Source organism: Aerosakkonema funiforme FACHB-1375 (assembly GCF_014696265.1).
In the GTDB taxonomy this organism is placed as follows: Bacteria; Cyanobacteriota; Cyanobacteriia; order Cyanobacteriales; family Aerosakkonemataceae; genus Aerosakkonema; species Aerosakkonema funiforme_A.
This window is the reverse complement of sequence record NZ_JACJPW010000010.1, coordinates 1-14,331: the sequence shown is the minus strand read 5'-3', so window position 1 is coordinate 14,331 and position 14,331 is coordinate 1. Positions and strand designations below refer to the sequence as shown.

Annotated in this window: 9 protein-coding genes and 1 pseudogene; 3 read left to right on the top strand and 7 right to left on the bottom strand. The window is 43.9% G+C overall.

Annotated features, from left to right (window positions below):
* Positions 1 to 144 precede the first annotated feature (144 nt).
* On the top strand, positions 145 to 378 hold the full coding sequence (locus tag H6G03_RS05555) for a hypothetical protein (protein WP_190462907.1): 234 nt from the start codon (positions 145 to 147) through the stop codon (positions 376 to 378).
* Positions 379 to 812: 434 nt separating this feature from the next.
* On the opposite strand, the gene H6G03_RS37510 is transcribed toward H6G03_RS05555, so the two are convergent.
* Both H6G03_RS37510 and H6G03_RS39120 read right to left on the bottom strand, forming a co-directional pair.
* On the bottom strand, positions 813 to 953 hold the full coding sequence (locus H6G03_RS37510) for a hypothetical protein (protein WP_206756609.1): 141 nt from the start codon (positions 951 to 953) through the stop codon (positions 813 to 815).
* A 90-nt stretch (positions 954 to 1,043) separates the two neighbouring features.
* The gene (locus H6G03_RS39120) at positions 1,044 to 4,079 is read right to left on the bottom strand and encodes a DUF3616 domain-containing protein (RefSeq protein ID WP_190462905.1); all 3,036 of its coding nucleotides are present in this window, start codon (positions 4,077 to 4,079) and stop codon (positions 1,044 to 1,046) included.
* Positions 4,080 to 4,529: 450 nt separating this feature from the next.
* Between H6G03_RS39120 and H6G03_RS05545 the strand changes: the two genes are divergently transcribed.
* Positions 4,530 to 5,420 carry a PhnD/SsuA/transferrin family substrate-binding protein gene (locus H6G03_RS05545; RefSeq protein WP_190462903.1) on the top strand — a complete coding sequence of 297 codons (891 nt, stop codon included), beginning with the start codon at positions 4,530 to 4,532 and terminating at the stop codon, positions 5,418 to 5,420.
* A gap of 32 nt (positions 5,421 to 5,452) precedes the next feature.
* Entirely contained in the window at positions 5,453 to 7,267 is a 1,815-nt protein-coding gene (locus tag H6G03_RS05540) for an ATP-binding protein (protein ID WP_190462901.1), read from the top strand.
* 159 nt (positions 7,268 to 7,426) lie between these two features.
* Here H6G03_RS05540 and H6G03_RS05535 read toward each other — a convergent pair whose 3' ends face one another.
* The 5 genes and pseudogenes from H6G03_RS05535 to H6G03_RS05515 all read right to left on the bottom strand — a co-directional run bounded on the left by H6G03_RS05535 (position 7,427) and on the right by H6G03_RS05515 (position 14,238).
* A complete protein-coding gene (locus H6G03_RS05535) occupies positions 7,427 to 8,281 on the bottom strand; it encodes an alpha/beta hydrolase domain-containing protein (protein ID WP_190462899.1) in 855 nt (284 codons plus the stop codon).
* Between the two features lie 76 nt (positions 8,282 to 8,357).
* Complete coding sequence (locus H6G03_RS05530) at positions 8,358 to 9,326, bottom strand: SMP-30/gluconolactonase/LRE family protein (protein ID WP_199315150.1); 969 nt, start codon at positions 9,324 to 9,326, stop codon at positions 8,358 to 8,360.
* Between the two features lie 249 nt (positions 9,327 to 9,575).
* Positions 9,576 to 10,880, bottom strand: coding sequence for an NF041680 family putative transposase (locus tag H6G03_RS05525; protein ID WP_199315149.1), 1,305 nt, complete (start codon positions 10,878 to 10,880; stop codon positions 9,576 to 9,578).
* Positions 10,881 to 11,067: 187 nt separating this feature from the next.
* Positions 11,068 to 11,856 (bottom strand): annotated as a pseudogene (locus H6G03_RS05520) (ferrochelatase); the annotation flags it as partial.
* A 132-nt stretch (positions 11,857 to 11,988) separates the two neighbouring features.
* Complete coding sequence (locus H6G03_RS05515; RefSeq protein WP_190462898.1) at positions 11,989 to 14,238, bottom strand: sensor domain-containing diguanylate cyclase; 2,250 nt, start codon at positions 14,236 to 14,238, stop codon at positions 11,989 to 11,991.
* Between the last annotated feature and the right edge of the window lie 93 nt (positions 14,239 to 14,331).

Sequence of the window (14,331 nt, the reverse complement as noted above, 5' to 3'; positions counted from 1 at the left end):
TCTAACCTGCGATATATATTTAAGGCACAGTTATATGTATACTAACGCAAGTAAGATTAAAACCAAAACATTCTCTGTTACTAGCAGGGTGTAATTTGCACGCCTTTGATTGGTAATTAAATTTTTGTTAGAAACTGAGGAGTTATGCTGGACATCGGAAAACTGTTTGATGAACAATACTACCTTACACTTAACCCAGACGTAGCACAGGCAGTTACCAATCGCGTTGTTGGTAGTGGATTTGAACACTTTACAAAATTTGGACAATTTGAAAAACGAGATCATAGTGCATTTTTTAATACCGACTTTTACTTATCCCAGTATGCAGACGTAGCAGCAGAAGTTGCTAGCGACAATGGCGATATCACCCGGAATTAAAGTGGTAGACATAGATTCAAGTTGAGTGAAATAAAATTGATTGAGTCAAAAACTCGCGATCGCTTCCAGTGCTGCGCTCCGCGCGATCGCCAAGGATATCCGCAAAATTACTCATGGCGTGGAAAAACCACTATGCAAGCACAAAAATACCGTAAAGTTACGGTTGGGTTGCGTGAAATTTCGGATCCCTAAAACTAATTTCTCACTGCTACGTTAAGTAGAGGCTAAGGATTAAAGCTTTTATGTAAACTTTATCGAATCTTTACATAGAATCTACTAACTATCGCCGCCAGATTTAGTTTAGAGAGAATATTTCTATTTCCAGGCAAGAAGTATAAGGGAACGACTGGCTGCTTTTTTAAAGTTCATCTCGAAATAGTTCAGCTAGGGTTTTTACTTAACTAAACCATTTCGATGATGAATTGAAAATTGGATTACCTAATAACAAAATCTGCTGCGTTAATGTTAGCAGCTTGCCCTCCAATAAGTGAAACAATGATTTCATTATTACTGTTAGTTAAACGAATCAAAGTGGTGTTGCCTTCTTGAGCGATCGACAACTGTTCAAACGTCAAACCACCAGCTAATCCGATTAAATCTAATAGACAAGGTTTAAAGCCTGATGTATTGAATATCTTCTACATCAGGTTTTAGCACAGCCAAATTTATGATGTAAAGTCTGCTGCGCCGCTCGCACTAACTTGTATGCCCAACAAAAATCCTAAAATTTGATGATTGCTGGCAAGACTAATTCGCGTAGCAGTGCCATCTTGAGTAATTTCTAATTGGTTAAAAGTTAAACCATTAGCTAAACCAATTAAATCCGTTCCATCCACGAAATCGTAGATATAATCAGTTCCTTCCCCAGCAGCCAATACGAATTTATCGACACCCGCACCGCCAATCAAGCTATCTGCACCTTGATTTCCATACAAAGTATCGTTCCCATCACCACCATCTAAAAAGTCATTACCTCCCAATCCCTGTAGGACATCATTACCTGCGCGTCCCACCAGAACGTTATTCTGCGAATTTCCAGTCAGAGTATCGTTACTGCTAGTGCCACTGGTATTAGGAACATTTACATCCCCAGGCGTCAAAGCTCCTCCAGTCGGAAAATTCGAGCTAACTTGGCTGCTAGAGTAAGTAACCGAATTAGCCGAACCCGATAGATCGCCATTGTACCAAGCCGCAGCTGAATTGGGAGTACTATTTGTCGGCAAACGAGTTGCTGCATCTGGCGTGCCAGAACTTTGAGTGAGGGAAACTCCCCCATAAACGAGATCGCCGCTATCGCCATCGGACCACCCCACAGCATCCATAATCTTGGCACCTGTTGGCAGTTCTAAAACACCATCATTATCAGAGTCGTAGTCAGTGTTTTCGGTAAGCGCAGTCGGACTGTTAATTAACAGGAATGAGTTAGTGGCATTATCCAGAAATCCCATTCCGCTCAGTCGAGTATCGGTGACAACAGTAGTACCAGTAGGAACTGTATAGCCACCATTCTGAATTGCCAGTAATCCGTTACTGCCAAAACTTTGCGAATTTAAGTTTTTCACAAATTTAGCTAAGCCGCGTTCGCCGTTATTGCCGCTAACAGCTACCAAATACAAATTAGCTAACGATTGCTTGGCTAATCCTTTGAGTTCGATGTATTCGTAATTGCTATCCGTTCCAGGCGGATTGACATTTACTTCATTAATTAATGGAGAGGCGACAATATTTCCCAACGTCACCCAATCGCTGCGGAATTTCTGGAAATTATCTTCTGTCAAATCTTTGGCAGCAATTCCATCGTTGTACCAGACATTATCGCCATTGTCGCTAATTAATTGAATTTGATTGGAGGCATTAATTGAACCGCTGGGTAATTCGACAATTCCCTCTGGATTCATCCCAGTCAAATTGGTATCTCGCATTTGCGGTGCATCTGAGGGATCGCCGCTCCAAGTGTACAGCCTGAAATCGTTCGGTGCTTCTCCGGCTGGACTGAAAGCAGCACCCGCAACAATCAAAAATCCATTACCGTTACCTTCAATGCTGCGAATACCGCGTCCTCCTAAATCGAGTTCGATCGGCGCTCCAAATGTGGCTGAACCCGCTGCACCGGAGCTCATTGCTAAAGTATCAAAATTAGTCACCGGAACGATCAACGCATTAGTGCGGACACTGGTAGGTTCGATCGGCGCTCGAAAGGAAACATAGGCAGTTGTAGTGCTTCCCGGTGCCATTGCTAAACCTTCAATATTGAAGCCAGAACTATCGCTAGCTTCGGGTATTTTGCCAACGGCAGCACTGGCAGCTAGTCCGTAATAATTAGCACCTTTGCCGTGAATATTATTGCTATCCCAGTTAATCAAATCCGTCCGCAAATTGTCGTAGCGACCTACGTAGCTTAATGTAGTGCTAGTACCGCTACCAGAAATATCCGTAGCAAATATGCGGTTGCGGTTAGGACGAAGCGAACCGCCAGTACCGGAATTACTGTGAGAGCCGATCCAAAAAATGCGATTTCCGACGCGGGTAGAGCCTTCAATATCAACTTCTCTCGGTACGCCGCCAGAAATATCTGTTAAACCTAACGAAGAAGTAAAATCAAATTGATTGATGGGTAAGCCAGAGTTATTGCGATCGTACAGACGCAGTTTTTGATCTTCGTCGTCAGCAACGAGCATGATATTGGAATCTAGAGCGATCGCAGTTGAGGCATCGCTTGCACCAGTATGGAATCGCGTATTGCCACCACCTCCGGCGGAAGCGGCATATTTGAGGATTGTTTGTGTTGTGGCAGAACCATCGCTTACGGTTACGGTAATATCGGCATAACCAACACCTAGCGGGTTGAGATTTAAAGTCCGATTTCCCCCCGTTCCCGCAGTCACCGTGATGTTGCCATTGGAAACAACTGTGCCATTATTGCTGGTAGCCGTTACAGTTAGAGCGCTAGCGTTGGTTTCGGCATCACTAACGGTAAACGAAACGCCGGGATTTGTCGAATCGCCAATTACACCCGATAAAGGCGCAATAACACTAATAGTAGGAGCAAGGTTTGGAAAACTTAAATTCCCCGGACTTAAAGCGCCGCCTGTGGGAAAGTTGGCGCTAACTGTAGCCAGATCGTAGGTTAGAGAATTAGCTGTTGTTCCCGATAGGTCGCCATTGTACCAAGCGGCAGCAGAATTAGCGGTATTATTTGTTTGAAAGCGGGTGGCGGCGTCTGGGGTGCCAGAACTTTGAGTGAGCGAAACGCCTCCGTAAACGAGGTCGCCGCTGTCGCCATCCGACCATCCCACAGCATCGACTATGGTGGCACCTGTTGGCAGTTCCAAGATGCCATCATCATTGATGTCGTAATCTGTGCTTTGGTTAATAGAGATCGAACTGTTGATGAGTAGGAAAGAATTAGAGCCGTTTTCCAGAGCGCCAGAACCGCTCAGCCGGGTGTCGGTGATGACTCTGGTAGCAGCGGGAACTGTATAACCCCCATTTTGAACGATCGCAAATCCATTGCTGCCCAGAGTTTGAGAACCAAGGCTCAGTACGTATTTGGCTTTGCCGCGATCGCCCAAATCTCCATCGATCGCCACCAAGTATAAATTTGTCAACGCTTCGTTGGCTAGCCCTTTTAGTTCTATATATTCGTAATAATCGTCTGTTCCAGGCGGATTTACCTTCAGCTCGTTCAGCAATACGGACATGAAATGCTCCCTTTAGTAATCTTGTGAACTTTTTTGCCTGTCATCGGCAACAAAAATTTCTGTTTTTAATTTTCACTTTTTCATCTACCAATAGTCTCAGATTTTACAAAATTATATTTAAAATTATCATATTTATCTAAAGAATATGAAGATTCATTAAATCTATACAAATTAAGATTAAGAGAATCCAAATTAAAATCGATATCTAAATGATTGGTAAACTAACTTTCTCTGCTTCATTTTGTTAAAATATGGTTATCTTTTAGTAATAAACTGTTTAAAAGTAGGTTAAATTTTGAACTAATATTTAGAAAGCCGCTGATATAAGCTAAAGCTCATCTATATCTTAAGCGAAAAATTCAAGCTCGTCTGCTTTAAAAAAATTGCTATAATTCATAATAATTTCCATATTTACTATCCTTTCCTCTATAACAAGTCATGTTAAAAATTATGAAACGTCGCCACTTTTTCTATTACTGCTTATTCTTAATTGCAGGCTGTACAGCCACAAAAACCTCTAATGGTAGAGTTAGCAATGAGAATACGGGAAATTACCTACAAAAGCTTCGATTTACAGTCACAGATGCTCAAAACCTTGAAGAATTAGAGCGCGATTATGGAGAATTACGGATAGCACTAGAGCAGGTATTAGAAAAGAAAATTGAGTTTGTTCCTGTGGAAAGCTATGTGGCAGCAGCAGCAGCATTACAGTCAGATCGGGTGGACTTCGTTCTCACTGGGCCTTCAGAATATGTGGTTATGCGTGCCAGGACAAATGCAGTTCCTGTGATTGGCATCACCCGACCAAACTATCGCACAGTCATTTGTGTTTCAGCAAACAGCAAGATTGGTTCTGTCAAGGAATTAAAAGGTAAAAAAATTGCTATGTGGGAGATAGGTTCTACTAGCGGTCATCTCGGCCCAACAAAACTATTGATTGATGCTGGATTGAATCCTAAATCCGACCTCAAGATATTGATGTTGGGAAGTAAGGGACTACCAGCCTTAAGGAAAGGCGAGGTTGATGCTTGGGGAGGGTCTGCCGTGAAGTGTGAAAAATTTCTCCAGGATGAAGGTTTGTCTGAGAATACATTGCCAATAATAGCAAAAGGGCCGCTTCTACCCGACGATCTATTTGTTGTCAATAGCAAGTTAAATTATGACTTGGTTGCAGAAATTAGCGATCGGATGGTTAAAAATAAAGACAAGTTGCTGCAAAGTCTTTTGTCGGTTGCGGAGGGGAAATATAAAGGTTCTAAATTAGTTCCGGCAAATGATTCTGATTACAACATGGTTCGTGAAGTTTACAAAACGATCGGACAGGGGAATTTTATCCAGTAGATAGCTAACTATTAAGCGTAGGTTAGGAGAACGTGCTGAGTTTGAACTCTTTATTAACCAAAGATGCTATCAAACATATTATTCCTCGCTTGAGTATAGCCAAAAAAATTGGCTATGGCTATTCCTTGGCTATTGGAATAGCGGTTTTAGGAACAACTGTTGGGCTAGTAATTGGAGATTACTACCAAAACCAGGCTAGAGAGCAATTAAAGATCGCCGATCGGCAGCAGCATCTCCTCAGCGATTTAGAAAATGCGGTTGGCGTAGTGCGATCGCATCCCCAGAAGCTTGTAACGATACTGGGAGAGTCAATCTGGTTTGACTACGAAAGTGCCAAATTTTTGGGAGATGTGGAGCGAGTTAAGGTACTGTTATCGGAATTTGAATCTTTTTTAAATAGCCGTCCTATTAACTTAGCAATAAAATCTGATGATTTAACAGCTTTATTGAAAGATTACGAAGTTAATATTGAATCATACAACCAGTTAATTAAATCTCTGTGGCAACAAATCGATCCACCTAACTTGCAAGCAGGACAAATTCAAGTAGCGCAGCAACAAATATTGACTTTTATCAGAAGCAAAAGAGCCACAGAACTAAGTGTTAAGTTCGATCGACTTTCAGAGAGTTTAACTAAACTCAAAGAAATCGCCGCAAGCCAACAGAGCTTCGCCAACGCTCGGCTCGAACAAGCCGAGTTATTGAGGCGACAAATTATTGTGACAAGTATGTTGCTGTCAATGGCGATCGCCGTAGCGTTAGCACTCATTACCAGTCGTGCGATCGCTCGTCCCTTAGAAGCGGTAACTCAAGTTGCCAGAGCGATCGTTTTGGAGTCCAATTTTGCTCTTCGCAGTCCAGTTACAACAGACGATGAAGTAGGGTTATTAGCAACTTCCTTAAATCAGCTAGTGCAATGGATCGGAGAATATACCCACGAACTAGAATTAGCTCGTCAAACACTAGAAAAGCGAGTAGAAGAACGGACGCAAGAACTGACAAACACGCTCCAAGAACTTCAACAAACCCAAGCTCAACTTATTCAAACTGAAAAAATGTCGAGTTTGGGACAGCTGGTTGCTGGCATCGCTCATGAAATTAACAACCCTGTCAACTTTATCTATGGCAACCTCAAACACGCTAGTAATTATATTGACAATTTGCTGGAATTAATTTATTTATATCAACAGCATTACCCCGAGCCAATTCCTACAATTCAAGAGAAAATTGAAGAGATAGATATAGACTTTTTAATAGACGATCTACCAAAAATTCTGTTATCGATGAAGGTAGGCTCTGAGCGGATTAGAGCAATTGTGTTATCATTGCGAAACTTTTCTCGTCTGGATGAATCTGAGATGAAGCTAGTTAATATTCATGAGGGAATCGAAAATACGTTATTAATTTTAAATAATCGTTTGAAACGAGGTATTCAGGTTATTAAAGAGTATGGCGATCTACCTTTAGTTGAGTGTTACCCAGCACAATTGAACCAGGTATTTTTAAATATACTGGCTAATGCTATTGATGCCTTGTCAGAACCACAAAACTCAAAACAACAGGCAAAAGAGAACTTTTCGCCAACGATTATAATTCGGACAGAAAAGGTAGATTGTAACTATGTCCGAGTAGGAATTCGGGATAATGGGCCGGGAATTCCATCAGAAGTCATCGCCAAGCTATTTGACCCTTTCTTCACCACGAAACCAATTGGCAAAGGTACTGGTTTGGGGCTGTCGATTTCCTATCAAATCGTTAAAAAGCACAGGGGTAAAATTGAAGCGATCTCTGAGTTAGGACAAGGGACAGAATTTGTGCTTATGCTACCGCTCACGTTTGTTACTTAGGGATAGGCAATGTACTGCTTATAACTTTATTAAATTTATTCTGGTGAATAGCAAAGCTTGACCCTTAAAGATTACTAGAAGTATAATTTTTTTGACTTCCAGCTTCTGGGTTTTAAGGCTAACGATGAGCTCCGTTTGCCGTAAAAACTATTGCAAAAATCATGTCCAATGGCGATCGCTCAAAATCATCAGTCGATCGTCATCTAGCAAAAAACCCTCTTTAACCAGTTGGTTAGCTGCATCGCTCAGGAGAGAGAGGTACTGTTGGGGATCGGCATAACGTTCTTGTAAAGAAAGCCGATCGTCACCATTGGCCAGACGTTCAGTAACACTCCCAGCGAATGGCACAAAAGACCCGCTAATAAAACAGCTAAAGTCGCTTTCCGGTGCGTTGGGACTGCCATGAGTACCCAGAGGAACTGCCAAATCCGGTAATCGAATACCGCCAATGGGATTGCCATCAATATCCAGTTTGGGAATTTGAACAACTGCTGTAGGAAGGTGAACCGGAGCTTGTAAAACCGAAGAATTATCTGGATTGGCAGCTAGTGGCATCAACTGATTTGGTGGTGGGGCAACATTATCCTTTACCCAGCGATCCAAATGCAGCAGTACCGCACGCACGATCGGTCGCCAGTCCAGTTTACCGCGATCGCGCAGACAACCTGGTGCGGGAATAATGGCATGAGCGCCTCCGGCAACATCATAAATTCTGGCTGCATCCGGTAGGGGTAAATCCTGAGTTCCACTTGCCCCCGTGCGAAATAAAGATGCCCGCAAAATGTAGTAGTCTAGCGACATCACAGTAAAAATCGATCGCGGTATTGTCTCCCCGCGTTCGGTCAAAACTCGCACGAAGTCGGTAAGGGAGAGCGGTTCTTCGACAACACCTCGCAAATCGGGATTTCCAGGAGTAGGAACGCCGATCGCGCTAGAAGTTGGGCCAGTCCCGGACTGTACGATTGGCAGCCATCCAGTTGGCCCGGCTTGGTGATGGATACCGTCAATAACCAAGCGCTGTCCGATCCGACCCCTGTTTTGAAAGTTCCATAAATTTGGGTGGAAGTAACATTCAGTTGCATCGGTTTCCTTATGGCTGCATTACCAATCCTTCAATACCTACCTCAAGGCGCACTACTAACGCCTTGCCAACTCCAGTGGTAGGAGGCAGACTCATGCCACCATTAGTAGTGACGTAAATTGCCGCACGATCGCTTTCGGTGCGTCCAAATGCTAAAGCCGTGCTGCCAGTCATCCCCTGTTCTGCTTTAGCAATAGTCGTTACTTTCCCATCAATTGAAATTCGCACGACGCTGTTATAAACGTGAGTTGTGCCGTACAAATTGCCACTCGCATCGAAAGCGAAATCATCAATGTTAACGTTAGTTATAAATAACTCTGGTGTGACTGGTGCATAATTATCTAACAGTGGAATCCGCACTAAATGTTGGCGCTGAGTATTAGAAGCGTAGAGGGCATTACCGTAAATTTTCAGTCCGTTAACTGCGGGGAAAGGATGCTTGGGATTTCCTCGCGCTAATCGTTCGTGCTGCAACCAAATGTTAGCAGTTTTTTCGGCGATGTTAACTTCCCAGATTGCGCCTTTGTAGGAGTCAGCAATTAAATAGCGATCGCCTGTTAAATAAGTCATCCCATTTAAGAATATAGCATCGGTAATTGTCACCAAAATCTCGATTGCGCCATCCCGACTGATGCGAAAAACAGCAGGAGTTTTGCCATTATTCCCTGCTACCAGTAAATTACCATCAGGAGCCAAGGCAATACCAGCAGCATTTCCATCAATTGTCGCCAACAGACTGGATTCACCATTAGCTGTCAATTGATAAATCTGGCCTGACTCGTAACTGGTAATAAAAAATTTCCCCTCAGCATTAATGGCAATATTTTCTAAAAAAGTATTAACGGGAAATTCAGCAATTGTTTTGGCTGGGACAATTTCTTCAGTACTATGCTCAAAAATTGGTGGTAATTGGTTACGGTCATCTCGACTCCGTTTTGCAGAAATTCTAGATAAGGAACTGCAAATTATTCTAGCCAAACTCCCGTCGGATGGGAATTATCTGCACCGAAGCGATCGTGGCTAGTGGTAACGATTAAAATCTTAGTCATGTGGGAATTTCTCCAGTTAATTTTGTGTTATTAAGTAGGAAGATGCTTCCTAAAAACTGGAGTTTAGACTAACCGCGCTTTAAGGCGCGGTTAGTCTAAACTCCTAGCAATCCAAAACCCCTCAGCTTCTAGCTGAGTCAGAAAGAGCGATTAAATCAGGATTTAAGAGCGAAAAAAGTTAAGTTTTCGAGCTTTTTTTGGTTCGAGAAAAGCCTTTTTTAACAATGGGATAACGAGTACGAGGTGGCCTTTGTTGTCCGGTAGGCCAGCCGGGAGATTTTCCACGGAGTTTAGGAGAATCAGCAGGTGTACCAATCGCCGCTAAAAGCCCAGGCATAGCTTGGGCGACGCGACCAGGAGTTAATTTGGTCAACCGTTTTTGCCAAGGTAAAGGTCTATCTTGGACTATTTCGCGTGCCAACCAAAGTTCCCAAGTAATCATTGGCATCAAATCACTCCATCGCTCACATTGCTTGGGTGTACTCAACTTCGGTAAAGTCCAATGAAGACGTTGTTTGGCCAAACGATACCAATGGTCAACTCCAAAGCGTCGTAAGTACAACTGCCAGATTTCAGTTAATGGTGGCATTTGTTCGCCTATCCAAATCAACCATAAAGGCGATGGCATTTTCCAAGAGTACAATTGGTCAAGCCGCTCGACTCTAATCAGTTGCATCGGTTGGTGTGGAGAAGCTCGGAAATGTAAGTCTTTCCACAAACTAATTCGTAATTGTCCTAATTGAGGATGCTCTAATTCTACTATTTCAATTGCTTGTGTCCAAGTGGTGGAATCATTAAGTTTAAACTTATCTCCATGTAGGCGAGGACGACCCTTACCACCATAAACTGGTGGTGTAGCCCATAAACATAAATTAGAACGAAGTCGGATTAATTTGTCTGCGGGAATCAAAGCTGTTTTGAGGATAAAAGGGGCACATCCATATTCGCTATCCCACAAAGAAATCGGCCTTTGGGGTAAATATTTACAGGCTTGTTTGAGTTGCCATACTGCTTTATCGATGGGATTTTCCCAACTGGTAATCCGTTCATGTCTTAACGGTAGTGCCCAACTACCTTCCGCCTCTGGTATCCAAGCTAAAGTACTATATCCCTGACCAAGGGTAATCGGTCGATTCCCATAAACGGCAGTTGCTTGGTGTTCAATCGTTCTTTCTTGCAGTGTGTGAGCATCTGGTCGTGACCAATTTGTGTGGTCACCTGCTAATATGGGGCGTGCATCTTTTGGCATCTGTTGGATGTACAGTCGCATCAGCTTGTTGCGTTGTGGCCTACAATCTTGTAAAGCTTCATAGATACTTGGCCAACTGCGTCGAAATACTGGCGATAATGACAGGTCTGCCAAAGAGTAAGCATGACGGGTGAGCAAGATGGCATCAGTTAACTCAAAGGTGGCATCTTTGGCTCTCGTGAGATGTTGATAAGCGGCTTGACGAAAAGCTTTTAGTTTGTCAGCTTGAATCATAGGTAGATGCTGGTTGGTGGTACAACTTTAAGCTTCTACCAAAAGGTCGTACCTGTGTCATTAGTACACTTGTACGACCGTTTTTTCACCTTTTTACTTTGATTTATTGCCAACAGAAGAGGTAAGTAAAAATACTAATAGGAGTTTAGACTAACCGCGCCCTAAAGCGCGGTTAGTCTAAACTCCAGTGGTTGAGCCAACCCACAGAAATCAGAGGATACTTATTAATTAGCTTTTCCCGAACTAATTCGTAAAGTGCCTGACTTTCCGTAATGCCTGATGTAAATCCTTTGGCTTTATGGGGACAACCGTGATTCATTAAGATGATGCCGATTTGAGATGGTAGGTAAGCTTCGGCTAGTTCGGCGGCTATTTTTTCCTCTACCAGACGAGCCATCAAATCGATGTAAGCCGGTTCGTTATAGAAAGAGGGAATGTAACGCACACCTTTAACCCAATGTTCGTCGCTGTCAGCAAGATTGACAAGGGCTTTATTAACTTGCTCGACGGCGATACCGCTAGTGAAGATAGAGTCTACAACCAGCAGGGGATAGATGAGTATTTTGTCAAATCCTTGTGTTTTGATTTCTGTGAGGACTTGTTCGGGGAGGAAGGGAGCGCAGAAGTTGAAGGCTTTGAAGACTTGGATGCGATCGCCCCATTTTTCTTGCAGGTGCTTTTCAATCCCAGCACGTTGCTTTTCAAAGATAGCGTTGTGCGGCGAAATAAAGTGATTGTGTTGGTGACTCCACTCGTGTAAGTCAAACATCGCCAGAATTTTAGCCAGCGGCGGGTAAATCCAGGTTGGCACAGGCGCAAACTTTGCCGTGAGTAAATTCAGCGCCTGTTCGTTGTAGTTGGCGAAGTCTTCGTAACTTTCTACTTCGCCGTAACCCATCAGTAACACGGCAACGCGATCGTTACTGCTGGATTGTTGTGGTGTCTGTTGTTGTATTTTTTCTGGGGTGGCAACCACGTTCATTCCTCCTGGGGAGTGATGTCAAAAGCAGAGTGGCAAGCTGGGGCATTCCTTTGTCTTTAGGCTTTGAGTCCCCGGAAAGCGTCACTGCTGTTTTACTAGGTTAGCATCCCCAGGGGGGGCATTAGGTTAGACGGCTGTTACCACGCGATCGCGCCCCTGTTTTTTGGCGCGATACAAAGCGGCATCTGCCGCCTGAATAATTTCCTCTCCGGTGTTACCGCAATCTGGAAAAACTGCTACCCCCAGCGAGAATGTAATCGCACCCAACAACTGACCGTGATGTTGCACGGAAAGGTGCTTAACTGCTAGCCGCAGTTGTTCGGCTCGCTTTTTGGTATCTTCTAAAGAAGTTTCCGGCAAAATCACAGTTAACTCTTCGCCCCCGTAACGACAGGCAATATCGGAAGCGCGAATGTGTTTTTGCAACAATAAACCCAATTCCCGCAGCACCGCATCGCCGGCATCATGACCGAATGTGTCGTTAAATTGCTTAAAGTGGTCAACGTCGAGCATTATAATTCCTAGAGATTGCTGCTTGCGTTTAGATCGATGTATTTCTCTCTCTAGAGATTCTTCCAGGTAACGCCGATTGAAAAGACCCGTCAGGGCGTCGCGAATACTCTGGTGTTGTAGAGTTTCGCGCAATTTTAAATTCGCCAATGCCATCGCGATATGTTCCGATACTGTACGCGCTAATATCTGTTTGGCTTGTGTGAGCTGTCCTTCCTCTTGCGTACTCAAATGCAGCATACCGATCGCTTCTCCCTGCGCCATCATAGGGACACACAGGGATTCAGCTGGGTGGGAGTGAATATGTTTGCACAGCAAACCGCTGTGAGCGTCTGCAACCAAATGTTCTCTACCGCGCCGCAAAGCCCAGCATTCATTGGGTAAGAACATCTGTTGGCTGACAAGCGATGTGCCCCAGCTAGCAACCATCTCGACGAGTTTTCTCGAAGGACTGGTGATAAAGATGCCACCAGTCATATTAGGGAAGAGGGGTTCCACCAATTTCGCGATCGCACTGTAAGCTTCTTCTACTGTCAAGCACGCTTGCAAAACGTCGCTCAGTTCGCCTAGTTGAACAATCTCTTGATTGCGTTGTTCGAGTCGATCTACGGAAGCTTTCAGTTGTTCGTTAGCTTGGTAGAGTGCTTCTTCGATCTGCTTGCGTTGAGTGACATCTTCAAAAATATAGAGACGACCGAAGTAGCGATCCGACTCGTCGCGAATTTGGGCGGAAAAGCGACGGATGATTCGCCCATCAATAAAAGCAATTTCATCTTCAACAACAGCTCGGTTTTCCTCGCTCTGAAGTGGTTTGCAGAACTCCGTAAATGGCTGCACATCCAGCACCGCAGGCAGGCAATGGGCAATAATATCGTTGCTTTTAAGTTCGCCTCGCTGCATTTGTTCTTCTAGGTGTTCGATCCCCCAAATTTGGCAAAAGCGATGATTGAAATAAAGAATAGCATCGTTGCAATTATCGACAACGTAAAACGCCAACGGTGAAGCCGCAGTCATCGATCGCAGCAAAGCTGCTTTCCAGCGCAGTTCCTCTTCTGAGCGTTTGCGCTCTGTAATATCAGTATGAGAACCTGTCATTCGGATAGGGTTTCCCTCTTCATCCCAAAGTGCTTGACCGCGATCCAAAATCCATTTGTACGTTCCGTCTTTGCACAAAACGCGATGTTCGGAAATATAAAAGGGTGTTTTTTTGGCAAAATGGTCTTTAATTGCTGCTGTCGCTGAGTGAATATCGTCTAAATGAACTCGTTTTGCCCATTCATCTAAATGGTTTGCTATTTCCGAATCTTCATAACCGAGCATTGACTTCCACCGACCAGAAAAGAAAACTTCATTTGTTTTAACGTTCCAGTCCCAAATGCCATCATTGTTGCCGCGCAAAGCTAGTTGCCAGCGTTCTTCGCTTTCTCGCAGATCTGCTTCTGCTTGCTTGCGCGAGGTAATATCCATCGCTACACCGATCGTCCGGATGGGTTTGCCGTTTTCATCATAGTAAACTTGGCCTTTGTTGCCTATCCAATACACTGTCCCATCCGGACAAATGACTCTAAATTCTAGCGCGTATTCTACCCCTTTCCCCAGCGCTCTAGCGATAGTTTGGGAAACATATTTGCGGTCTTCAGGATGAACCGCATCAAGAAAGGCTTCCTGAGTGAGACGATCGCTTCCTGGGGGGAGACCGAACATCTGCCTCAGTTGCTCGGAATACATCACTTCGTTAGTTAATATGTTCCAATCCCACGTACCCATACCGGCAGCTTCTAAGGCTAGTCTGAGTCGCGCTTCGCTCTGGAGGAGTGCTTCTTCTACCTGCCTGCGTTGGGTGATATCTCTAATCGCCGAACACATTACTTTCTGGAGTTTAGACTAACCGCGCTTTAGGGCGCGGTTAGTCTAAACTCCTATTAGTATTTTTACTTACCTCTTCTGTTGGCAATAAAT